Annotated in this window: 15 protein-coding genes; 8 read left to right on the plus strand and 7 right to left on the minus strand. The window is 44.7% G+C overall.

The window, feature by feature from the left end; genetic code table 11:
- The first annotated feature begins 1 nt into the window (after position 1).
- A complete protein-coding gene (locus VMW01_14045; GenBank protein HUW07368.1) occupies positions 2-1,963 on the plus strand; it encodes a hypothetical protein in 1,962 nt (653 codons plus the stop codon).
- Positions 1,964-2,023: 60 nt separating this feature from the next.
- On the opposite strand, the gene VMW01_14050 is transcribed toward VMW01_14045, so the two are convergent.
- The 3 genes from VMW01_14050 to VMW01_14060 are packed head-to-tail and all read right to left on the minus strand — an operon-like array spanning position 2,024 to position 4,999.
- Positions 2,024-2,638, minus strand: coding sequence for a deoxynucleoside kinase (locus VMW01_14050; GenBank protein HUW07369.1), 615 nt, complete (start codon positions 2,636-2,638; stop codon positions 2,024-2,026).
- A 10-nt stretch (positions 2,639-2,648) separates the two neighbouring features.
- The gene (locus VMW01_14055) at positions 2,649-3,473 is read right to left on the minus strand and encodes a hypothetical protein (GenBank protein HUW07370.1); all 825 of its coding nucleotides are present in this window, start codon (positions 3,471-3,473) and stop codon (positions 2,649-2,651) included.
- A 2-nt stretch (positions 3,474-3,475) separates the two neighbouring features.
- A complete protein-coding gene (locus VMW01_14060; GenBank protein ID HUW07371.1) occupies positions 3,476-4,999 on the minus strand; it encodes a GH3 auxin-responsive promoter family protein in 1,524 nt (507 codons plus the stop codon).
- A gap of 183 nt (positions 5,000-5,182) precedes the next feature.
- Here VMW01_14060 and VMW01_14065 point away from each other — a divergent pair, with 183 nt between their 5' ends.
- A complete protein-coding gene (locus VMW01_14065) occupies positions 5,183-6,574 on the plus strand; it encodes an aminopeptidase P family protein (protein HUW07372.1) in 1,392 nt (463 codons plus the stop codon).
- A 72-nt stretch (positions 6,575-6,646) separates the two neighbouring features.
- On the opposite strand, the gene VMW01_14070 is transcribed toward VMW01_14065, so the two are convergent.
- A complete protein-coding gene (locus VMW01_14070; GenBank protein ID HUW07373.1) occupies positions 6,647-7,705 on the minus strand; it encodes a DUF3089 domain-containing protein in 1,059 nt (352 codons plus the stop codon).
- A 248-nt stretch (positions 7,706-7,953) separates the two neighbouring features.
- On the opposite strand from VMW01_14070, the gene VMW01_14075 reads away from it, so the two are divergent.
- Entirely contained in the window at positions 7,954-8,757 is an 804-nt protein-coding gene (locus tag VMW01_14075) for an alpha/beta hydrolase (GenBank protein ID HUW07374.1), read from the plus strand.
- 226 nt (positions 8,758-8,983) lie between these two features.
- Here the strand turns inward: VMW01_14075 and VMW01_14080 are convergent, their stop codons facing one another.
- Entirely contained in the window at positions 8,984-11,422 is a 2,439-nt protein-coding gene (locus VMW01_14080) for an ABC transporter permease (protein ID HUW07375.1), read from the minus strand.
- A gap of 227 nt (positions 11,423-11,649) precedes the next feature.
- Between VMW01_14080 and VMW01_14085 the strand changes: the two genes are divergently transcribed.
- The 4 genes from VMW01_14085 to VMW01_14100 all read left to right on the plus strand — a co-directional run bounded on the left by VMW01_14085 (position 11,650) and on the right by VMW01_14100 (position 16,722).
- Positions 11,650-12,813: a DNA cytosine methyltransferase gene (locus tag VMW01_14085; GenBank protein HUW07376.1), complete on the plus strand. Its 1,164-nt coding sequence runs from the start codon at positions 11,650-11,652 to the stop codon at positions 12,811-12,813.
- Positions 12,814-12,880: 67 nt separating this feature from the next.
- Positions 12,881-13,537 carry a hemolysin III family protein gene (locus VMW01_14090; GenBank protein ID HUW07377.1) on the plus strand — a complete coding sequence of 219 codons (657 nt, stop codon included), beginning with the start codon at positions 12,881-12,883 and terminating at the stop codon, positions 13,535-13,537.
- A gap of 315 nt (positions 13,538-13,852) precedes the next feature.
- On the plus strand, positions 13,853-14,704 hold the full coding sequence (locus VMW01_14095) for a 1-acyl-sn-glycerol-3-phosphate acyltransferase (protein ID HUW07378.1): 852 nt from the start codon (positions 13,853-13,855) through the stop codon (positions 14,702-14,704).
- A gap of 362 nt (positions 14,705-15,066) precedes the next feature.
- Positions 15,067-16,722 carry an AMP-binding protein gene (locus VMW01_14100; GenBank protein HUW07379.1) on the plus strand — a complete coding sequence of 552 codons (1,656 nt, stop codon included), beginning with the start codon at positions 15,067-15,069 and terminating at the stop codon, positions 16,720-16,722.
- A gap of 103 nt (positions 16,723-16,825) precedes the next feature.
- Here VMW01_14100 and VMW01_14105 read toward each other — a convergent pair whose 3' ends face one another.
- The gene (locus tag VMW01_14105; GenBank protein HUW07380.1) at positions 16,826-22,780 is read right to left on the minus strand and encodes an alpha-2-macroglobulin family protein; all 5,955 of its coding nucleotides are present in this window, start codon (positions 22,778-22,780) and stop codon (positions 16,826-16,828) included.
- 116 nt (positions 22,781-22,896) lie between these two features.
- On the opposite strand from VMW01_14105, the gene VMW01_14110 reads away from it, so the two are divergent.
- Positions 22,897-23,841 carry an NAD(P)-dependent oxidoreductase gene (locus VMW01_14110; protein HUW07381.1) on the plus strand — a complete coding sequence of 315 codons (945 nt, stop codon included), beginning with the start codon at positions 22,897-22,899 and terminating at the stop codon, positions 23,839-23,841.
- Positions 23,842-23,893: 52 nt separating this feature from the next.
- On the opposite strand, the gene VMW01_14115 is transcribed toward VMW01_14110, so the two are convergent.
- Entirely contained in the window at positions 23,894-24,883 is a 990-nt protein-coding gene (locus tag VMW01_14115) for an adenosine kinase (protein ID HUW07382.1), read from the minus strand.
- Positions 24,884-25,005: the final 122 nt, after the last annotated feature.

Here is a 25,005-nt window from a genome sequence, read left to right on the forward strand (position 1 = left end):
CATGATAAAACATACAATTTTTGCAACTATCGCATTATTGCTTAGCATTTCGCTATACGGCCAAATTAGTGAATATGCCTCCTACAGCTGGAGTAGCAACCCAACGGTCAATAATTCTGATACCATTAAGACCGTCGATGGAGCCGCCATATTGTTCGAAAAACGAATTCAAGAGGTGATTCCCAACAAGGACGGAATATTTGAGGAAATATACGTTTTTCACCGTATCGTGAAGGTTGAAACCGCAAACGCGGTGAGCAGCTTCAACCGTATCTACGTTCCGCTCACAGGTGTGATCGACATCCTTAGCCTAAAGGCTCGGTTTATTTCAAAAACAGGCAAGGTTACCGAACTCCCCAAGGAAAGTATTAAGGAGGTAGAAAACCTTGAAAATAAAGGCAACTACAAGGTTTTTGCCATAGAAGGATGCGAAGCTGGTGGCGCAATAGAGTATTTCTACGTTCTGCGTCGGTCGCTTAAGGAATTTGGTGGTATCACCGTGCAATCGGAGACCCCTCGATACAACGAGGAGGTGCTGTTTGTTTACCCCGATAAACTTGACTATGAGATCCGATCGTACAACGGATTTCCCAACTTTGAGTATCTTCCAGCCAAGAACGACAAGAAGTATCTTACAGCCAAGGCGGCCTACATTCCTGGTATAGAATCGGAAAAGTATGCCGACTATGATGCAGATATGATGTGCTATGAATACTCCTTGGTCTACAATACCTATACTGGAGTATCACGAATCTACTCTTGGTCTAAGTCGGCCAAATTCTTCTACTCCAGCATCTACAACCTAAGCTCGAAGGAGGAGAAGGCTGTTAGCAATTTCTACAAAACAATTAAGTTTAACAATCAAGAGATCAGGAGCAGGATTAGGGCTATTGAGGCCAAGATAAAGACAGACATTGCCGTATCAACCGATATCGACAAAGACCTTCCGTTGGATGAGATTGTAAAACAAAAGCATGCCTCTTCACGTGGGGTAACAAAATTGCTCATTGCGCTGTATCAGCTGGCAGGTATAAAGGTTGAGATGGTGCTCACCTCCGACCGAACCAATCGCCCCTTCGATCCTACCTTCAACTGCATGAACTTCCTCAATGATTTTCTTCTTTTCTTTCCGGAAATCAACGATTATATTGCGCCCGATAATCCAGCCTATCGGCTAGGCGTCATTCCTGAAGACCTCACAGCAACCTACGGCATTTTTTATCACCCCATTGAGTACGATAAGTCCCAGAAAGGACTTGGCTACGATATTCGAAGAATACCGCAAGTGAGCGAAAGGCAAAATGGCGACTCCATGCTCATAAACGTGGCATTGAATCCGGAAACAATGGAAGTTTCGGTAAAAACGCATCGGGTTTGGACCGGCGCATTAGCACAAAACTATCAATCGTTTTGGGGGTTTATTACCGATGATAGGCGGCAGACGATTGTAAAAAATGTGTTTAACCTCGGCACCGATAATAGCCAGCTGGTAGACTTCAAAGTAAAGAACTATGAGCTCTCCGACATTGGTGTAAATCCTTTGATTTTTGACGTCACTCAAGTTGCTCCATCACTGGTTGAACGCGCCGACAACGACATACTAGTTCACATTGGTGAGGTTATTGGCTCACAATCGGAACTCTATCAGGAAAAAGAGCGCAAGCTACCCATTGCCGTTAGCATTGTTATGCATTACTTCCGTCAAATTGAGTTTAAGATTCCGGTAGGTTATAAAATTTCGAACCTTGCGGACCTCAATATGAAGGTGGAGATGCTTGTTGATGGAAAACCAAGCTGTGCATTTTACGCAAGTTACACCCTTGATGGCAACGTGCTAAAAATTATCTCCCGAGAGATATACACTCAGGAGAACTATCCTGCCTCCGATTTTGCACAGTTTCGAACTGTAATAAACGCCGCCGCCGATTTTAACAAGAAAACCTTAGTTCTAACTAAAAAGTAGCTGACACTACACCATAAAAAAACCGCTTCCTTGTGAAGCGGTTTTTTTATTTTCTCACGGTTAAAATAGGCCGAATAGTTGAGCGTCTATCTTGTCTATCACCAAGCTTAAATCTTCAGGTTTCTCGTGGAAATCTAAGGCATCGCGATCAATTATCAACATCTTGCCCAACGTGTAGTCCTCAATCCACTTATCGTAGCGCTCGTTTAGGCCTTGAAGGTAGTCGAGCCGAATGGTGTTCTCATACTCACGCCCCCGTTTTTGAATCTGACTCACGAGGGTTGGCACAGAGGCCTTGAGGTAGACAAGTAAATCGGGTGGCTTTATGAGTGAGGTCATTAGGTTGAAAAGTGAAAGGTAGTTGGCAAAATCACGAGGAGTCATCAGTCCCATGTCGTGGAGGTTTGGCGCAAAAATCATGGCATCCTCATAGATGGTTCTGTCCTGTACCACAGCCTTCTCGCCGCGTTGAATATCGACCACCTGCTTAAACCGGCTATTCAGAAAATAAATTTGAAGGTTGAAGGACCAACGTTTCATATCTTGGTAAAAGTCCTCCAGGTATGGGTTGTCGTCCACGTCCTCATACATGGCTTTCCAGCCATAATGCTTGGATAAAAGAGTGGTAAGCGTTGTTTTTCCAGAACCAATATTTCCGGCAATGGCTATATGCATGGCGTCAAATTTATTTTCGCTGAAGAAAATTGAGAGGCAACTTTGCGGCAGTAAGCTGCGATCCTTTTACAAAAAAAAGAAAATTTTTCCCGATTGAAAAACTTTCAATTGTCCCCAATTGGGGAATTATTACTGATGGATCCTCGGTGACCAATGTATTAAGGGAACACAAGTCGCCGTGCCTGTTGATAAAAAAAATATTTTCTCCCATTGGCTGAAAATGCGCTGCTGCCTCTGGCTCCGGAATGAGTTTCCGGAACGAGCCAAATTTATCGAATATTGCAATGCCCTTCCCAGCAATTCCTAGGTAAAGCGAATTACCATACGATTTAAGTTCAGTGGGGGCATCCTGCGAAAGGATTGGACTCAAATCGTTGGACGAGTATGCCGTTGAACCGACATTGCGGTAAAAGAGCAACTTCTCCTGCAAGCCATCGAACACCCAATAACCGCCATCTTGCATGGCGCAGGCAAAGAGAGGGAAAGAGGCTCCCATATCAGGTAGGTATTGCGATTCGCCAATTGGAGATAGATTATTGTCGAGCAGGGTGATACGGTAAAAATCTTTCTGAAAAAGCAGAACCTTGAATGGATCGGTAGGGTCTACAGACGTAATATGGCCGAACACCGGTCTAAAGCGGGCTACTATTGTAAAGGTTGAATCCATTTTTTCGACCTTATCCCCAGCAACAACGTAGCAGTTATCGAAAACGTCGGTAAAAATTTTAGAATTTTGGGAAACAGCAATGGATCGCTGACCATTTGCCACGCTGCATAAGAGTGATAATGCAGCAGCTGTAAGCATTTTTAAAACAACGGGGTGTTGCTTTATCATGGCTACATTGATTCGTTGAGATCGAGCAACTCGTTAACGTAATCACGGCTATTGAACAACCTAGGAATTTTATTCTGACCACCCAACTTTCCTTTGGAGTGCAGCCAACGATAAAAGACACCTTCCTTAAGGATGTGAACAACTGGACGATCGAGGGTGATGCCCTTGAAGCGCTTTGCCTCATAGTCGGAATTTACCGAGCAGAGCTTTTCATCCAGCACGGTAACGAATAATTCTAAATCAACTGGAGCAGTTTCAAACTCCACCAACCACTCGTGCGCTCCCTTCGTGGTGTCGGTCATGAATATGGGACCTGCGGTGTATTCCCTTACCAATGCACCGGTCTTCTCGCAGGCAGCTTTTATGGCGGCGTCGGCATTCTCAACAATTACCTCTTCGCCAAAAGCGTTGATAAAATGGCGAGTTCTACCCGAAATTTTCACGCGATGAGGAAAGGTGGAGGTAAATATCACCGTGTCGCCAACCATGTATCGCCACAATCCAGAGTTTGTGGAAATTACAATTGCGTAATTCTTTCCTGGCTCAATTTCAGCAACGGTGTAGGCTTTGGGCGTATCTCTATCGAGCTCCTCCATTGGAACGAACTCAAAAAATATTCCGTGATCAAGGAGCAACATCATATCGTTGCGTGAGAGATCATCCTGAAAGGCAAAAAAGCCTTCGGAGGCATTGTAGGTCTCCATGTAGCGCATCGACGACGATGGAATAACCTTGTGATACTGCTCACGGTAGGGGCTAAAGCTAACGCCACCATGAATGAACAGTTCCAGGTTGGGCCACACATCCAGCAGGGTATCCTTGCCGGTAACCTCCAGTATACGCTTGATCATCACAAGATTCCAGGAAGGAGCTCCGGCAAAGCAGGTCACATTTTCGTTCACCACCTCGGCTATCATCTTTTCGAGCTTCTCCTCGAAGTCGGCAATGAGCACAATCTCTCGACTTGGTGTTCGGTAGAAGTTAGACCAGGCAGGCATATTTTCGATGAGAATGGCAGATAAATCACCAACGGCTTGATCACCACCTATGTGATCAATTTGATGACTACCGCCAAGGGTGAGGCATTTCCCCTTGAATATCTCCGTATCGGGGCACTCCTTTGTAAAGTAGGTAAACATGTCTCGACCAGCACGGAAATGGTTCTCCCGAAGCCCTTGGTTGCTAACAGGAATAAATTTACTCTTTGAATCGGTGGTTCCCGACGACTTTGCGAACCAACGAGTTTCACTGGGCCAAAGCACATTGCGCTCACCAGCGCGCATTCTATCGATAAAAGGTTTTAATTTCTCATAGTCGCGGATGGGAACACGCTCCTGAAATTGACGGATGGTGGTAATATTGCCAAAACCGTACTGCTTCCCAAATTGTGTTTTACGCGCGCGTTCGAGAAGGCTAAACAATACCTGCTTTTGAGTGTCGAAAGGATTTTCAGCCGATTGCAGTATTCTTTTGCTACTTCGAAAGCTAAGCCAACGGTAGATTGAGTTCACCAGGGGAATGTACATGTAAACATCAGAGTTGATTCAGTCACCAAAGATAGCACTTTTGAACGTTTTACCGCTATTACAATCAAACTGTATTGATACTTCAAGCACCTTTCATTTCGAACGGTTTTTTGCTATTCCGATTTTAGATTATAATTTAGCAGCTCTTATATCGCTCTTTTTATAACCAAAAAATACCTCATCATGTTTAGTCAAGAAACATACATTGACCGAAGAAATAAACTTCGCAAGAAGTTTAAATCGGGGTTATTGCTCTTCTTGGGCAATACCGAAGCTCCCATGAATTATCCCGGTAATACGTACCCGTATCGCCAGGATAGCAACTTCCTATACTTCTTCGGTGTCGACCATCCAGGGTTAGCTGCCGTAATGGATATTGAAGCAGGGACCGACTGTATTTATGGCGACGACTACACCATGGACGACATTATTTGGATGGGACCTCAGCCAACTATTACCGATATGGCTAAACCTGTTGGTGTTCATAGCGTTCACCCGCTCAAGGATTTAGCCAACACCATCAATAGTGCCCTGAAGCATGGCCGTAGAATTCACTTCCTGCCGCCATACCGTGCCAATAACATTCTTCAGCTCTCTAACCTATTGGGTATTCACCCCAACTTTATTAAAAACTATACCTCCGTTAACTTTATCAAGGCAGTAATTTCACTACGCTCCATTAAGGACGAGTTGGAGATTGCTGAAATTGAAAAGGCATGCCACATTGGCTACCAAATGCACGTAGCCTCCATGAAAATGGCCAAGCCGGGTGTATACGAGAGGGAGATTGCAGGCCATATTGAAGGCATTGCGCTGGGACACGGGAGTATGGTTTCGTTCCCCATTATTCTGAGCCAGAATGGTGAAACGCTTCACAACCACTACCATGGCAACAAGTTGGTTGAGGGTAGAATGATGGTTACCGACGCTGGTGCCGAAACGGAGATGCACTATGCCTCCGATTTTACACGAACCGTTCCGGTTGGTGGCAAGTTCTCTACCAAACAAAAGGAGATTTACGATATTGTGCTGGCGGCTAACAATCGGGCCATGGAGATTGCCAAACCCGGCATCACATACCAGAGCGTTCACCTCGAGGCGTCAAGGGTAATTGCCCAAGGGTTGAAGGAACTTGGAATTATGAAGGGTAACGTTGAGGAGGCAGTTCGTAACGGTGCTCACGCCCTCTTTATGCCTCACGGCTTAGGCCACATGATGGGCCTCGACGTGCACGACATGGAGGACCTTGGCGAGAACTACGTTGGTTACGACGATGAGGTATCACGCATCGACCAGTTTGGAACCGCTTACCTGCGCCTTGGTCGTAGACTCGAGCCTGGTTTTGTGCTGACCGACGAGCCTGGAATCTACTTTATTCCAGCACTTATCGACCAGTGGAAGAGCGAAAAAATTAACGCTTCGTTTATCAACTACGACAAGGTGGAGGAGTATCGTTCATTCGGCGGCATCCGCATTGAGGACGACCTGCTCATTACCGACAAAGGTGCCCGTCTGCTTGGTAAAAAGCGCATCCCGGTTACCACCGAGGAGATTGAGGAAACAATGAGAGGCTAATCTTCTCACGCTATATAAAAATAGAAGAGGCTGCTTTTTGAGCAGCCTCTTCTATTTTTTCACTCACCCCCATTAACGATGCTGCGCTAGGTAGGTATCAACGCGCAGCTTAACGTTCTGGCGTATGTCCATCCAAAATAGGTTGTAGTCGTAAACGTGGAGATTCTTTAACTTCTTAATCTTTGCAGGCATAGCCTTAGGCAATGAAACCCACAGGATTTTGGAGTCTGGCTCAATACCAGCCGAAACCTTCCCCGTTACCAGCTTGTTGAAACCGTAAAGGGCGCCCTTTGAGCTGTCGCGCGAAACCGTCCCCGGCTGCGTGGTCCAAGTAAGTGGATTTACGCACACGGAGTTTCCATTTTCCGCTTCAACTCCTCGAAGAATCTCACCCTGCCGATAGCTTCTCCATCCAACAAAGCAACCTGTTTGAGTTGGAGTGGTGCCAACGGGGATGTGCTTAAAATCATCAGTTTTAATCTGGTATCCAACTATGTAAGCACACACCAGCTGCTGTTGAAGCGGTTTTCCATCGAAAAACTCCTTGAGAAGCCGGATAGCCATGAGGCTACCTTGGCTGTGAGAGGCAATAATAATGGGCTGGCCATGATTCTCGTGGTCGAGGTAGTATTGAAACGCTTTTCGAACATCACCATAGGCCAAGTCGAAGGCCTTCTGGGCGCTGGGTGACGTGCGTACAAAAAACGCCTTAATGTTAGCCTGACGGTAGCGTGGGGCAAAAACCCGACAACTCCCATTAAACACCGTAGTCTGATAGAGTATGGCTCGTGCATCCGTTCTATTGTTTACTGCTGTGTCGGTTAAATCGGCATTCCACGAGCCCGTTTTTATATTCATCGCGTAGCTGGTCGGGTAAATAAAGAAAACATCGGCTAGACTGTCGCGCCTCTCGCTGGAGAGGAAAGCAGGAATACTATCGCTACTGTCATGCTTGTATGGCGACGCTGCCCAGTAGAAGAGGTTACTATAATCAGGTTCGGGTCCGCTATTCTCTGCTGAATTACGGTCAAATTTCCGCTCCAAACCCTTCTGCAACAATGGTCGAGTTTGGGCGCTGATTGACGATGTAATCAACGAAAAAAACAGAGGTAGAAAAAACAATTTTTTCATGGTCGATAAATTTTGAAACTGAACACTTCCTGTGCTCTATGCAAATTCTACAATCCAATTAACAATTTCCCTACTATTTTGGTGATAAACAGAAAGCGTTTTGTCGCTATGGTTTAGTATATAATGAATAGATGACGCTATAGAATTCAGAATGTGGAAAACAAATCGTTTCTTCGAAAACTGCAATTTTTTAGATGCAAGCAAGCCATGTCGACTACATCAGCTACTTTTGTGGAAAATGAAGTGGTATGGAAAAGGCAATTAGCTATGGTGGAACCAGCTTGGTTTTCGCCGACAATGGCAAGGGGAATCCAGTGGTGCTGCTGCACGGCTACCTCGAATCGCAGGAAATTTGGTATAGCTTTGCCGAGAAGTTGAAAAAAAATGGTCATCGGGTAATTACACTCGACCTCCCCGGGCATGGCCTGAGCGGCGTTGCTGGAGAGGAGCACTCCATGGATTTTCAGGCCGGTGCGGTACTGGCCATTATCAACGACCTGAAGTTGGAAAAGTGCGCACTGGTAGGACACTCAATGGGTGGTTACGTTTCCCTCACCTTCGCCAAGAACTACCCAGAGCGATTGGCTGGCCTCTGCCTCTTTCACTCCACCCCTAACCCCGACAGCGACGATAAGCGCGCCAATCGCGACAGCGAAATTGAGCTGGTAAAGGGGGGCAAGGTGGAGCTGATTGTCAAAACAAACATCCCCATGGCTTTTGCCCGCGAAAACCACAAAAGGATGGAGGAGCAGATTGAGGAGGCAACCCTAATCGCCATGGAGACGGAACCCGACGGGATTATTGCCTGCCTCCGGGGCATGAAGACGAGACCCGATACCAACGATGTGCTGGAGAAGTTAAAACTCCCGTTGCTGCTGATTTTTGGGAAAAAGGATGCCTACATTTCCGAAGAGGTTGCTCAAAATATGGCCCAACGTTTTTCCATGCACCAAACAGTCTTCCTCGAAAACAGCGGCCACATGGGTTTTATGGAGGAGGAGGCAAAGAGCGTTGAGCTCATTGCTGGCTTTGTGGATAAGGCATTTGCATAAAAAGTGACGGGTGACTGAAACGTGACCAGTGACAAAAATGGCTGAAGTTATGAGGCTGCTTACCAATCGATGTTTTTCTGTGAAACTCTGTGAATCCTCAGTGCTACACCGTGTAACTAAAACCAAGCAACGCGAGCTCCGTCAAGAAGCCGGACAGGTCGCCGAAGGCAAACAAACACCTATAAACCTAACTTCCTAAACGCCTAAATCGCTAATCCCCTAGCCGCTACTCATACTTCAGCGATTCTATGGGGTTTTGTCGTGCGGCCTTTAAACTTTGGTAACCCGTAGTAAGTGCTGCAATAATTAGCACCGTGGCGGTTCCGAGCACAAAATACCATGGGTTAATGGTGATTCGGTAGGCGTAGTCGTTTAGCCAGCTGTTTATTGAGAAGTAGGCGGCCGGCCATGCCAGCAAGGCGGAGAGCAGAATCAACCCTGCAAAACTCTTCGAAACCATGTTGAATATGCTGAACGAGCTGGCACCATGTACCTTTCTTATGCCTATCTCCTTGGTCTTTTGCTCCACCGTAAAGGCAGCCAAGCCAAAAAGACCAAGACAGGCGACCACAATTGCCATAACGGCAAATATGGTAAATATGGTTCCCATTCTGTTTTCGGCTTCGTACTGAGCAGCAAAATCTTGGTCAAGAAAGCTGTAGTTGAATATGGCCTGCGGTGCAAACTGCTTAAATGTGGTTTCAATTTTCGAAAGAGCCTGCTCAACCATGCTGGGCTTAATCCGAATTAGGGCGTCGGAATATTGCCAGTCGTAGGTTCCACGCTGGATAATCAGCGGGCCAATATTTTCGTGTAAAGAGTGAAAATTGAAATTCTTTACCACACCTACGACTACTCCTTTTATTGTGTTTGGCTTATCTCCATACCAAGTAATTTGCTGCCCAATGGGATCGTCCATATTTAGACTTTTACAGGCTGATTCGTTGAGAATAAAGGTGGCAACCGAATCGGAGGCAAACTCTTGGGAGAATGCCCTTCCCTTTGCCATGGGTATTTCGAGCACTTTGAAAAAATCATCGTCGACCCACAAGTCAGCGGCATTCACCTCCTCTTGGTCCGACTTCCACTGGATACTGTGGTTGTTGAATTGGCCGCCGGGAATGTTCGATGCCCTACCCACCAAAACAATGCTCTTGTCCTGTTCCAAGGTTGATCTAAATGCCTCGAAATGATGCTTTATTGCATCCACCCTTAAGGGCAGTACCACCACTTGATCCTTGTTAAACCCTAGATTTTTATTCTTGAGGAGTTGAATTTGACCGGAGATGGCTAAGGTGAATATTATTAGAAAGGTGGAGATGGCAAACTGAAAGGTAACCAGCAGTTTTCGTAGGTTAATGTTGGAGTGCGACACCGAAATTTTACCCTTTAGCACTGTAATTGGCTTGAAGGAGGTGAGGAAAAATGCGGGATAGCTTCCAGCCAACAATCCCACTACAGCAGCAACAACCAGCAAGCCTAAGGAAACAAACACCGATTGGCCTATCAACGACTGCAAATGCTTTCCGGTTAGTTGGTTGAACAGCGGCATGAAAAGTTCAACCAGCAAGGCAGCAAATATCACAGCACCCAACGCAAGCAACATTGATTCTACCAAAAATTGGCTAACCAGTTGGCCCTTTCGTGCACCGAGGGTTTTGCGTACGCCAACTTCACGGGTACGCTTTTCGCTTCGCGCTGTGGCCAAGTTCATGTAGTTGAAAATGGCAATCAGCAGAATAAGAAGCGCAGTAACTGAAAAGGCGTAAACATAAGCCATGTTGCCATTTTTTCCCAACTCCCAAATCATGTTGGAGTGCAGGTGAATACTGGTAATCGGTTGAAGTAGTAGTTGGGTATCGTTTTCTTTTACGCTCTCCTTCTGCTCGGGGGTGAGTTTAACGTAGTTCCATATCCAAGTATTCATCTTACCCTCTACCGTTTTTTGGTCGGCACCTGGTGCAAGCACTATGTAGTTGTAGTGGCCAAAATCGTTCCATGTGTAGTAGTTAGGGAGATTCCCGTTATTGTTCGCTCTATCGCGGGCCTTAAGGCTTACATACGAAATTAGGAAATCGAAGGTGAAGTGGGTGTTGGCTGGAATATCCTTCACTACTCCGGTAACCTCAAGATTTATATTACCATCAACTTTAAGCATTTTTCCCAGAGCTTGCTCTTTGCCAAAATACTTCTTGGCCATACTTTGGGTAATAACTATCCCCATTGGGTTTTTAAGCGCAGTTGCAGGGTCGCCAGCGATAAATGGAAACTGAAATACCTGAAAAAAGGTGGAGTCGGCCGACATAAAGCCCTTCTCCTCAAACTTATGGTTGTTATACTCAACGGTAAATTCTCGTCGCGTAAGCCCTATTCCCCAAATTGGCGAGATGCTAACACCATTGGTCACTTCAGGAAAATCGGCCACCATGGCCAGCGGCATGGGGTGTGGTGTTCGAGGCTGGCTCCATTGGGTCTCCTTAAGTATGATGCGATAAATTCTGTTTGCATTAGGGAGATAGCGGTCATAGCTCAACTCATCGTTTATCCAAAGGGCGATAAACATGCAGCTGGCTAGTCCAATGGCTAACCCAATGAGGTTTATGAAAGAGAAACCGACGCTGCGCTGAATACTTCTTATGGCTGTGGTAAAATAGTTTCGTATCATGGCTATATGGTGTTACAGTTTCCACTTTTAACAATTCTAAGGCCAATGCCATTAACTTTTTGATATAGTCATAGTTACTGAAATTTTCAAATCTTTTTTAGTGTGCGTTTTTATCTCAACTGTGTTCGATACCGCACATTTTAGTGCCATGGCATTAATCGTTCGATTGTTGAAGATAGTAGCTTAGTTTGATTTAGATTTCTAACTTTGCGATTCGAGTTTCGAAAATGGGAGAATTTAAGTTTATAGACCTGTTTGCTGGTGTTGGTGGTTTTCATGTAGCCATGGAGGAGCTGGGAGGTGAATGCGTTTTTGCTTCCGAAATCAACAAGTTCTCCATTGCAACTTACTGTGAAAACTTTGGGATGGATGCAGGGTTTGATATTTGTTCTGTAGCTGCTGAAGGTATTCCTTCCCACGATTTGCTCTGCGGCGGCTTTCCCTGCCAGGCATTCTCCAAGGCTGGGAAACAGAGCGGTTTCGACGATACTCGCGGGACCTTATTCTTCGAAATAAAGCGGATTCTTACCGTTCATCGGCCTAAGTATATTGTGCTGGAAAATGTGCGCAATTTGGTATCACACGATAGTGGTAACACCTGGCGCGTTATCTCAAAGAACTTGAAGGAGCTGGGCTACATCATTACCGAAATGCCCATTATCATGAGTCCGCATCAGCTGGGTGTACCGCAGCTTCGCGAGCGAGTTTATATTCTGGGTATCCATAAGAGTTGCACTAGAATGAAGAGTTTGTCTATCAACGTTCCTGTGCCAAAAAAGCACAGCACCAACGCTCACTCCATTCTTAACGGCTCTGCAGGAGACGATTTCCATATTTCTGAGTACGAGGAGATGGTGCTCAATGCTTGGGACGAGTTTATACATGGGGTTGATGTTCAGACCATAGGCTTTCCTGTTTGGTCAGAAGAGTTCGGTGCCACCTACGATTTTTCCAACCTACCTCGCTGGAAGCAGGATTTCATTGTCAAGAACAGGGAATTCTATATTCGCAACAAATCGTTCCTAAAGAGTTGGCTGAAACGTCATCGGAATTTGGAGCAGCTTGTGCCCACCCATAAGAAGTTTGAGTGGCAAGCAGGGGATAGCATAAAGAGTGTGTGGGAGGGCATTATCCAATTTCGACCTTCGGGAATTAGGGTAAAGCGACCTACAGAATTTCCGGCTCTGGTAGCCATGGTTCACATCCCAATTATTGGGTGGGAAAAGCGAAGGCTAACTCCACGTGAGGCTGCAAACCTTCAGAGTTTTCCAAAGGATTTTAAGATTAATTCCAATACCCAGCAGGCTTACAAACAGTTTGGCAATGCAGTAAACGTTAAGGTGGTGAAGTTTTTAGCAGAACAGCTGTTTAAGTTGGGTGAGCATCCATAGCCTTTAGCTGTATTGTGTTTGGCTTCAGGCATGTTGGTTTGAAGGTTGGTTATCATAAATTTTGCCAATGAAAAAAGATATAGTTCCAAAATATTACTCTCCAGCAGAAGAAAATACGAACATAATTTCTCACGCTGTAGGATTTGCTTTAAGCATTCTGGCCACGGTTCTGCTGGTTGTGCATGCTGCTAAATTCGGCACAGCAAAGCACATTGTTAGCTTTGCCGTATTTGGAGTTAGCTTAATGGTGCTCTACGCAGCCTCCACGCTATATCATAGCGCAAAAAAAACAGAGAGGCGAAATCGGTTAAAAATATTTGACCATACTGCCATCTACATTCTCATTGCCGGCACCTATACCCCTTTTACCTTGGTTACCCTTGCAGGCACAACCGGCTGGGTGATTTTTGGAATTGCTTGGGGTGCAGCATTGGTTGGGGTAGTGCTGAAGCTCTTCTTCACGGGTCGGTTTTCAATAGCCTCCACCGTAATGTATGTGCTCATGGGGTGGGTTGTTGTTTTTGCAATTAAACCGTTGATAAACGCCTTGCCCGCAGAGGGGCTATTTTGGCTTTTTGCGGGTGGCGTGGCCTATACCGTCGGCGCCATACTCTACAGCATTAAAAAAATTCCATTCAACCATGCCATATTCCATATCCTTGTTTTGGTGGGTAGCTTCTGCCACTTCATCTCCATATTCTACTATGTTTTACCAAGCCGATAATCGTGGATGAGGGCATGATTACATAACAGGGAGGTTGACCAATTTTCAACCATCTCTCAACTTGTGCGCTGGTGACGAACTTGATTAATGACCAAGTTTTTGTTCGCTGGTTTGCTAGAAAAAAATCGTTTTTGCTATATTTGATAACAAGGATGCCCCGTGCTGAATGAATGTTTAAGACTATGGGTAAAATACTCCTTATCTGTTAAAAGTTAGATTGAGAGAGCACGAAACTTGCACTATGGCAAAGGAAGAGTATGTTGCCTAAGTTTTGTGGATGATTTGAAATAATATATTTATTGTAAACCACTGCTGATGCCCAATACTGCTGCAAAGACGCCCTTGAATCTAGGCGAATTACTGAAGAATAGCGATTCAAAAAATCTCAAGCGACTTCCACGGTTCGTAATATGGCTCTTTGAAAAGATAATTTGTCAGGACCAGATGAATGCCGTTATCAATAAGTATATCGACAATGTTGGCGTTAGCTTCCAGCCACAGGTTATTAAGGAGTTTAATATTACGCTGAATGTTCGCGGGGTGGAGAACCTTCCCGATAGTTCGCGCAGTTTTTTTGTCTCGAATCACCCGTTTGGGGTAATCGATGGGCTCATTCTCACCTACTACGTTGGACAGAAGTATGGAGATCTGAAGGCTATTGGTAACGATGCTTTTCTGCACGTTCCAACGTTGCGACCATTGATTGCTGCAGTGAATGTGTATGGCCGAAGTTCCAAGGAATATATCGCGGCGCTGGACGAGGTGTACCATTCCGATGTTGCCATTACCCATTTTCCAGCAGGGGCAGTTTCAAGGGTTTATCACGGAAAAGTGCAAGATGCCCCTTGGCAGAAAAGTTTTATAACCAAAGCTATCGCTACTAAGCGCGACGTCGTACCGTTTTATTTTGAAGGAGGTAATTCACGCTTCTTTTATTTCATCTACCGACTGAGGAGTTGGCTGGGTATTTCCGTAAATTTTGAACTTATGTTGCTTCCTCGGGAGATGTTTAAAAAGAGGAATAAGACAATTAGCATAGTGATTGGAAAACCAATCTCCTGGGAAAGTTTCAACAGTTCAATGACACACTACGAGTGGGCCCAAAAAGTTCGTGAACATGTTTATAAAATGGGGCAATCAAAGGAGGAGGTAGAATTTATACCTTAAATAATTTTGGGCAATTTCGCTTATTTGCGATGAGGTTTCGGCACCTTGTTGTAATGCACAGGTATTGACATGTAAGGTCCTTTGCTTCAAAATATTATTATCCTAATTTGAAGTTTGTTTTCTTTTTTGTGCTGGCTTTAAAGCAGAATAATTAGTCTAGGCCGGAGGATAATAGACTCCTATGGATTTTCCATTTGCAACATAATTTGAACGGTATCCTCGAACTTTTTTAAAACTTTTTAACAATTTAAATATCTGGTTGATTTGATTTTAGCCATTGATACTGTCTGTGATGTGGCTAACAGAGAATATCGGTACAGAGAAATATATACATTTACCCGTTCGTCCTAAACGCTAACCTGATGATTAAGGAGAATCTAATTCAATATTTTGAGGAAAGCATTCATACCAACTGGGATAGTAATGCTTTGGCCGACTATAAAGGCTCCTCAATTACCTATGGCGAGGTGGCCAACCGTATTGCTCGCTTGCATCTTATGTTTGAGCGTAATGGTATTAAACCCGGCGATAAGGTGGCCTTATTGGGGAAAAACTCCATTTCTTGGGCCATTGTTTACCTTGCAACCATTAGCTATGGTGCGGTGATTGTACCAATTTTACCCGATTTTCGGCCAGTTGACGTTCACCACATAGTGAACCACTCCGATTCGGTTGTGCTGTTTGTTGGCGATGCTCTAGCCACTGCGCTTGACTTTGGACAAATGGATAACCTACAAGCCATTATTTCACTGGATACACAACAGGCGGTCTTTGCTAAAAGCAGTAAGGTTGTTGCTGACCTGGATGCGCTAGATAGTCTTTTTTCTAGCTGTTACCCCAACGGTTTAGATGTTAACAACTTTACGCTCCCCAAGGTAAGCAATAGTCAACTTTCTGTGATCAGCTATACTTCGGGAACCACAGGCTTTTCGAAGGGCGTTATGCTTGCCCTCAACAGCCTTTCCGCCAACATACGCTATGCTAGGGCAAATATGCCACTTAAGTCGGGCGATAACATTGTTTCGTTCCTTCCGCTGGCTCATGCCTATGGCTGTGCCTTTGAGTTCTTATTCCCCTTTACACTCGGTTGCCACATAACGTTTCTTACCAAGGTACCGTCACCGCAGGTTGTGGTGCAGGCATTTAAGGAGGTTCGCCCTCGGCTTATCTTGTCGGTGCCCCTGGTGGTTGAAAAAATTTATAAGAGGCAGATTATACCAGTGATATCCAAGTTCCCAACGAGTTGGTTAATTAGGATACCCTTATTGAACCAGGTTGTCTTTAAAAAGATTAACCACAAACTCACTGAAACATTTGGTGGTAATTTTCATGAAATTGTTGTTGGCGGAGCTGCCTTTAATGCAGAGGCAGAGACGTTTTTTCGTAAAATTAAGTTTCCCTGTACCGTGGGCTATGGTATGACCGAGTGTGGCCCGCTAATAAGCTACTCTTCGTGGCAAACAACGAAACCATTTTCCACAGGATTGCCGGTGGATACGCTACAGGTTAAGATTGATTCGGAGGATCCATTCTCCATAGTTGGTGAGGTGTTGGTGAAGGGTGAAAATGTAATGTTGGGCTACTATAAGAACGAGGAGGCTACCCATGCTGTAATCGACGAAGATGGCTGGCTCCATACCGGCGACCTCGGCGTTCTCGACAAGGAGGGTAATATCTATCTGAAGGGACGGAGCAAGAATATGATCCTTGGAGCATCGGGTCAGAATATATACCCAGAGGAGATTGAGAGCGTTCTCGACAACAAGTTTGGCGTAATGGAGTCGCTTGTAATAATGAACAATGGACAGCTCCACGCGCTCATCTTTCCCGATTTTGAAACGCTGGAGTCAAATAACATTGGCCGCGAAGAGATTGATTCACTCATGAAGCATAACCTGCACGAGGTGAATCATCAGCTGCCATCGTTTATGAAGTTGGCCAAGTTTAGCATTCATCAAGAGGAGTTTGAGAAGACTCCCAAGCGTAGTATTAAGAGGTATTTGTATTCAGATAACTAGTTGAATTACAAAAACAATACGCCTCCGATTGGGTGTTTGTTTTGGTGGAATCTTGGAATATGGGAGGGCGATGTGCAGAGCCGCACACCGCCCTCTCATTCTCTTACCTTACCGTTATCTTCTTCAACCCCTCTCTTCCAAAGAAAATTGGGAAATACATAAGTTCGGCGCGAGCCGGGTTGAGCGTAAACCTGCCCGTAAACCGAGGAATCAATTTTATCTCCACATCATAAACTCCCGGCGAAAGGCTTGAGAAGAATACCGCAACGTGATCCTTAAACTTCTCACGGTAACATTCACCACGACCCCACGGTTGATTGTCATCATACGAGCAGCCTGCAGGGATTGGTATTTCGAGCATGGTGTAGGGCGATAGCTTTTTAACCGTTACCTTAACCCAAAGCGAAACGGATTTGCCAGCCGTAAGAAACGCTAGCTGGCTTGGCTTAATCTCCTCTTTGTCCCCAAAGTGGCTGGTTACGGTAAAGTAATCATCTACGGCTGCTGGTTTGCGGTTGTGCCGCTCCATGTAGGCTGTGATAAATACAGGCCGTCCACCCGACTTTGTAATTGTTATCGTTCCTTTTGGTTCGATGGTTGAAGTGTAGGGAAATTTTCGAATTACGGTGGAATCATCGGCGTTCTTGATAGTTATGGATGGATCACCTAGCCTATTTGCCACAAAAAGGTCTGGATAAATGGCATCTACAAGTGCCGTTTTGCTGTAGGTGTTGATATAGTTACCGCTATTGAGTTCGTAGTAGAAGTAGCGCCTTATCCTCGGTAACCAATCCTTGTGTAGAGAATCTAGCTTAAGCATCTTATACATTTGGGAGGTTAGAATGTTAGATTCCCTATCAGGCCAAATGGAGAAGTTTCCCCAGTATGCTCCATTACCGAATGAAGGTTTTGCTCTTTTTATGAGGCTATCGGGAACAGTTTTAATAATACCCAGCGACATCTTAACAAAGGAAAGCTTTATGGCTGAGGCTAAGCTGGTGTCCTTAGCGTTTTTGCGCAACTGCTCGGCTCTCAGCACCCAGGGGGTTAAATCCACCGTGGTATCAATCATATGTATGGTGTTGATGAGTTCTGCCATTTCCATCGGTGATTGATTGGACTCCAGCTGGTGCTTCATGGTATTTACCACCTCGGCAAAGTTGATTTTGTTCATATCGTATCCCTGGGTGGCTGCCATCGATAGCGCTTTGGCTACCTGGGTGGTTATCCAAAATACATCGTTAGACCCTTTCCACCAGCCCCATAGGCCCGAGGAGGAGCGTGATTCGGTAAGTCGCTTAATCAGTGCTTTTATTTGCGCCTCTCCTTCAAAATGCTTACCTTCCTGCTCAGTTGCCCTCTTTATCATAAGCAACACAATGAGCTTAGACGATGCTTGCTCGTTGCAGAGATAGCGATAGCTGGCAATGGATTCGGTGAGTGATTGGAGTAAATCAAGCTTAGCCGATGAGGCAAATATCTTTACCTTTTTTGTGTGGAGCGTATCGGGAAATGTCACCGTAGTGTCTGATTCTGCCAACGCAAAGAGCCCAAGCGTCTCCTTGGTTCCAATTAAATTAATGGGAATGGTACGGCCCTCGCCATCGGAACCCCCACCAGTAATAGTGGCTTTGTACTCCACCGAAATACTGTCTGCAGATGGTGCCACGACCAGGGTTGAATCTACCAGCAATTTGCCCATTAGGCTGTCGGGAAAATTTTGGGTGGTACCGCTATGAGCAAAGCTACGGGAAACATGCTGCTTTTCGTCGACGTAGCTGGTTACGCGACCTCTAACCCAAATGGAATCGCCCTCCACCAAAAAGCGTGGAACAGAGAGTGAGGCCATGGCCGGTTTAAAGGCTTTGATGAAGGCTTGAGTGCTTCCAATTTCCAACTTTTTAGAAACGGCTACGGCGTTTGTATTCCAGGTAGTAATGTCGTCGGGAAGTTTTGCTTTAAAGGTGGCAATTCCATTGTTGTCGGTTGTGAGTTTGGGCATCCAGAAGGCGTAGTCCTTAAACTTGGTCCGCATGGTTGAGGCACCAGCTAGGGCTGCTGTGTAGGCCGAGTCATCCATTGCCTTGGAAACATCCACTGCTGAACTTCCTGCTTTGGTCGAAATCAATACAACACCATTTGCTGCTCGAGAACCATATAGCGATGTGGCTGCTGCTCCACTGAGCACTTTCATTGAGGTGATGGATTCTTTGTCCAGACGATTAAATTCTTCTGCAGTTAAGATTTTACCATCTACAACGTAGATTGGCCCTGAACCTATTGGTATGGAACTAAATCCTCTAAGCATAATCTTGTTTCCTGCTCCAGGGTTCCCTGAAACTGAAACCCCTGCAACCTTGCCTTGGAGTGAATTATATATAACATTGGTTGTGGCGTATCCTAACGACAACGATTTTCTTGAAACCCCAATTGCTGTAACAACAACCTCTTCCATTCTTAAAACTGAGGGTTCCATTATCACCAACTGGGCAACTCCAGGTGTGGAGGGTATGTCTATGCTATTGAAACCTACGAATGAAAAGCGTAGCATCACAGGGTTGGATAAATTATCCATCCAGAATTGGCCATCTATGTCGGTTGAGCATCCTTGGTTGGTTCCAACCACCTGAACGACCGCTCCAGGCAAGGGATATCCATCCTCTGCACTTGTGACAGTTCCATAAACAGCAGAGCCTTTGGGTCCCTTCTTTGCGTTGGACTGAGCAACAATTTTAATGATATTGCTTGAGGAAAGTTTTGTTGTATTCCTAAGTATTGTGGAATCAATGTGCATATGATTAAATTGTGCAAAGTCTATCTTCTTGACAGCCTTACCTCCAATTTTTCCACGCTCAATGGTAAGAAAGAGTGTCCCATTGTTGCCAATGTTGATGGAGTCGAGGTAACGAATCCCTGAAAGGTAAAAGAGGTATAGTGCATATTGTCCCGGTTTTTCAATTTGTGTTGGACTTGGAAGGACATTACTAAATTTGTCGCAGCGCATTATTTTTCTGCTTACCTGATCGATCAAAACAAAGGCAAATGGATCCTCTTCGTTGGGCTCTCTGTGGTATGCGATTTTCAGAAACGAGTTGCCCGTAATATTCTCGTAGCTAGTCTTAAAAAATGAGTAAAACGGATTTTCTGGTTCTGGCTGTATAAATTTATCTGCCATTGTTTTGGATACCAACTGCTGATTGAAATTCCAATCAAGTTGTCTTCCGCTATTCTGAACCTCCTCTTTCGAAAAGGTGGCCATCGATTTCATTTTTATATAGTTCGGCCCAAAAGTGTAGGTGTATCGTGGTTCAAACCTAATGGTATAACTATTTTCCCTGCTAACCATCTCAAAATCGGATGGATAAAATGGTGCAATGTTAACTAAACGCTTGTTTCGGTCTGGATAAATTAGGAAGTAATGGTTGAATTGGTGGATGTAGTATGGTTGTAGTTGGCTTTCAAACCGTCCTGTATAGCTATTGGTGGCAAGGTATTGGTCTCTTAATTTAATCTTGCTTTTTGCCACTGCTACATGTTTCCAAATTGGGTTTTTTAAGTCGATATTAATAATGGTTTGCTGCTTTTCTGGAATTTTAATGTCTGGAAAGAAGTATATTGAATCACGATCGTAAATCTCCAGCGTGTTGCTCATGAGCGCATTGTATACATTTGGTCGATTTGCGTTTTCCAATCCAAACATAGCCGGCCATCCGTTGAGGTTCATCTGTTGAATGTAAAGCGGTTGTCCGTTTCTGTGGATGAAGGGGGAGATGAGTGTTGTGCTATCCTTTGTAAAAAACGACTTGATATAGTATCCATTTTTGGGGTATAGAAATTTGTAAAACTCCATGGTATCTAGCTGCATCCGTTGATGCCAATAGTTGAAGTTGAGATTATACTCCGACTCCTCTATTCCATTCTCCTGCATGTGAAATCGGTTACGCAAGATCCGCTGCTTGCTACTCTCTTTCGTGAAGGTTGGGAAGGCTGGGAAATGGTAGCCTTGGAATTTAGAGGAGAAGGCCCATGCTGTAACATCTGCATTGGGTATGGGATTGCCCTTTGAACTGGTAACGGCAACCTTAATATCTACAACCTGTCCTGGAACGGCGTTGGGTGGGCATATAAGCGTGACATTCATACTGGTTGGACTAGGAGGAATGGAGTAGTTTCTTTCTACTATTTTTCCAGCCCATACATAGCTGTAGTAAAGCGAACAGGCTTTTCTATTTTTGTAAGGTAGTGTTATAACCGTATCGGAGGAGAAGGTTGATCGTAAAATTTCTCGGTTCCCTCGGTAGAGATATACAGTTATGGGTAGTTTTCGGGAATTACCAATCGATAGCATCAACGATTTGTCAGTTCGCGAGGCATCTACTGTTACGTTGCTCCAGTCCTCAGAATTCTCTAAGAACTGAATCGCTTTTTCTGAGTAGAAGTGGTAGGCTGGCTTGCTGAATTTGGGAACAAAGTAATAGGGATATGTGATTTTAGTTGAGTCAAGTTTGGTTGTGCTCATCCAACCATCAATGTTTATCTCCTTGCTTTTTTTGTAGTAGCGGGCAACGGCTGAATCTGTGCCAACTTTTTCGATTTTTATTCTATCGGATTGCCCGTTAAAGGTTCCATCAAAGGTGTATCCTCTTGTCTCATTATTTTCGCCCGTTAAGGTTACCTGCACATTATAATTCATTGTGAGATTGGGGAAGATACTATCGGGGATTGCAATTTGAGTTTTGGCTAAATCGTCTAACTTTTGCGTGTGATGCCACAGGGTGTCCGGAAGGAAAACCTCATCGGCAAGCTGCGAAATTATATGCTTTGGAAGAACTGTAACTTCGGCCTTTGCGTCGGAAATAGGGTTGCCGTTGGCATCATCTACACTGCATACTACCTCATTTGATTCTCCTCTAAAGTGGCTGTTCATGGCAAGGAATGCCTCGAAGGATGAATTTTTGAGTTCATAATCTTCGAGCATGAATGTTCCAGAAACCGATCTTCCTTTTTCGTTTTCTAGTCTTATGGAGTGCCATTGGTCAAGTCTTAAATTAAGACTATCGTGTAGCACTATGTAGGATTCGTAAAAACCGGTTTTGTAGGGATTTATTTTCCCCAAGTCCTTGGCATCCAAAAAAAGTTTAAGTTCTTTATCGTTTGTCTTCCCCTTGAAGTCGGCAACAAATGCTTTAAATCTCAATGTGTCGTTGGGCCGGTATTTCGGTTGGTTGAAGAGCACAAATCCATCTCTATCCCTAAAGCTGTGGTTAAAAAATTCCCATAGCTTTTGAACGCGTGGCTCAGGATCACCGTAGCTAATGGATTCGGTAAGGTCCGAAACGGTTTGAACCCAGCCTTGAGGATAACCCCATTTTATGGATCTTGCAGCGTCACCAACCGGTTTCCAAAGCCAATAAAAAATGCCTTGGGGCCTACCCCTTCTAACGGTGTTGAATAGATCGTAGGGTGAAAATACCACCAACCGAATGGGAATCCAAACATATTTTTGTGGCGAAAGTGAAAGGAAGGTGAGCACTTTGTTTGTTTTAAACTCCTTTTTTAGATGGAAGAATCCGACATATCCTTCCTTAGCAATGGTCATTATTCCATCAGGATTTCCTTTAGGGATTCTGTATGTGTGGCTTTTTTTATCGAAATGAATTCTTTTTCCGTCAATGTTAACCTTTGCATCCTCAATCAATCCTTCATCACTTAATATTACCATTGAAAAATCGGTGGAGTTGTTTACCACCAAGGGTTCAAACTTATTTTCGGAGTGCAGGGTTATGTCAAGTTGGTTTGTGTTTGCGCTTGCAAAGAGATAGTGGCCTTGTGGTAACCGTTCAGGTTGCTCTTTGTTTGTTGCAAAGGAATCAACTAAATAGTGGAAAAGAAGCGTATCGTAAGGTATGTATCCTTTCTTGTAAATTTTTTTGGCCTGTTTGTTCGAAATTTTATACACATAAACTTTGAGGCTCGATCGTTGTGTTATAGCAATGTTTTGGGCAGAAACTGACCAACCGATGAAGAGGCTAATTACAAGAATAAAAATCTTTTGCATGGCTAACTAAAGTTTCATCTAATTTAGTAAAAGCCTCATTACGCCGAAACTTTTCAACCTATCTTTTTTCAAACGGTGCATTTTCATCTACCTTTATGCCTTCAAAATTCAACCACATGATTGTTACCATAGCCGAACCCATTGGCCTTACAGCACAGGAGGCCTCGGTATTTGAATCTCAGCTGGCAAAGCAGGGACACTCTCTCGAGGTTCATGCTACTCGGCCATCCGATGACATTGAATTGCTTAACCGTATTAAAAACTCACATGTTGTGGTGGTTAGTAACCTAGCGGTTAGGGGAGAGGTCATCCGCAAATGTCCCAATTTGAAGTTGATTAACGTTGCCTTTACCGGTACCGATCATATCGATAAGTCGGTTTGTAAGGAGTTGGGAGTCACCGTTTGTAATGCTGCTGGATACTCCACTAATGCTGTTGCAGAACTCACCATTAGCAGCGCCATTGCCCTTTTTAGAAAAATGGGGGAGATGGAACATAACCTGCGGTTGGGCCTGGACAGAGGGGGATTTCTTGGTCGCGAGCTGTCTGGAAAAACTTTTGGCGTTGTGGGTTTTGGTGCTATTGGGCAGCGTGTTGCCATGCTTGCATTAGCGTTTGGATGCAGGGTTCTGTTTTATAATCGAAGCCAAAAGGTAATGGCTGGCGCTAAACAAGTTTCACTTGAGGTGTTGTTATCTGAAAGCGATGTGGTATCGCTCCATCTTCCGTTATCGAACGATACCGCTGGTTTGATAAATCATGAGCGGTTGAGGTTGATGAAGCCATCTTCCATACTAATAAATACTGCACGAGGAGGTGTGGTCGATATTCCTGCCTTGGCCGAAGCACTTCGGGATGGAACTATTGCAGGTGCTGCCATTGATGTATATGAAAAGGAACCTCCGCTTGCGAAAAATCATCCACTGTTGAGTGCGCCAAATACGCTTGTGTTACCACATATTGGCTTTGCAACCGAAGAGGCTATTCACATACGTGCCGAGATAATTATGAGGAATTTGTGGTTTTGGTTGCAGGGTACTCCGCAAAATGTTGTTGATTGATGAAAAAGAAAAGGCCCAATGTTGGGCCTTTTGTGTCACTGGGTTTTTTATTCTATTTGTTTATTACCGTCTCCTTCACAATTTGGTGTATGCGAGCCCAACGCTCGTCGTTCATTTTTGGCCCCATAACCTCAATAACGTTGGCTGCCAAAACAGAGCCAAGGGTTCCACAAATGTCCATTGGGTAATCCTGGAGCAGTCCGTATAGGAATCCTGCAGCGTAGAGGTCGCCAGCACCTGTTGAATCGATGCTGTTGGCACGCACAGCCTCAACCTTATAGGTAACGTTGTTGGTTCTGATGTAGGATCCGTTCTTGCCAACCTTAACTACAGCAATATCACAAATTTTGGAAATTTCTACCACTGCCTCGGGTGGCTCCATTCCGGTGAACGATCGTGCCTCCTCCTCGTTGGCAAATACAATGTCGACGTATTTTTCTACAACCTCTTTCAAAAATTCTAGGTTACTCTCCACCACGTTGTAGCTGGCTAAGTCGAGCGTAATTTTTAACCCCTCCTGCTTTGCCAACTCCATGGCACGGCGAACGAGCTGTTGATTTTGAACCAAATAGCCTTCTATGTGGAAATATTTGTAGCCATGGAACATAGATGCGGTAAGGTCTTCGGGGATAAGTTCGATGGCAGCGCCTAGGTAGGTTGCAAATGTTCGCTCTGAATCGTAGCTTATAAGTCCAATGGCCACGCCCGAAGGTGCTTTACCTTCGAGTAAAACAGGTGTAATACCTGCCTTTTCCATATCTCTGCGGAAAAATTCACCAGTTTCGTCCCGTCCCACCTTTCCTATGTAGCCGGTTTTAACGCCAAGCATGGCCATGCCGCTAATGGTATTGGCAGCAGATCCTCCACTTGCCCGATCGCGCTTGAGGTTTTTGGTGGCATCCAGCACGCGCTGCATATTTACCTCGTCAACCAGCTGCATGCTACCTTTTGGCATTCCGAGCTGCACTAATAGATCGTCACTCTCAATACTTGTTAGCAGGTCAACTAACGCATTGCCCAAGCCAATTACCTCACCTTTCATTTCGGAATTTTATTTGTTTGCAAAAAACGCACAAAGGTAAACCTATCCGATTAAAGAAAAAATAGTTTGCTCTATTTTAGAATATTATGAAATTGTTATCATAAATATTTAAAAAAAACGAG

This window comes from Williamwhitmania sp. (assembly GCA_035529935.1).
Taxonomy (GTDB): Bacteria; Bacteroidota; Bacteroidia; order Bacteroidales; family Williamwhitmaniaceae; genus Williamwhitmania.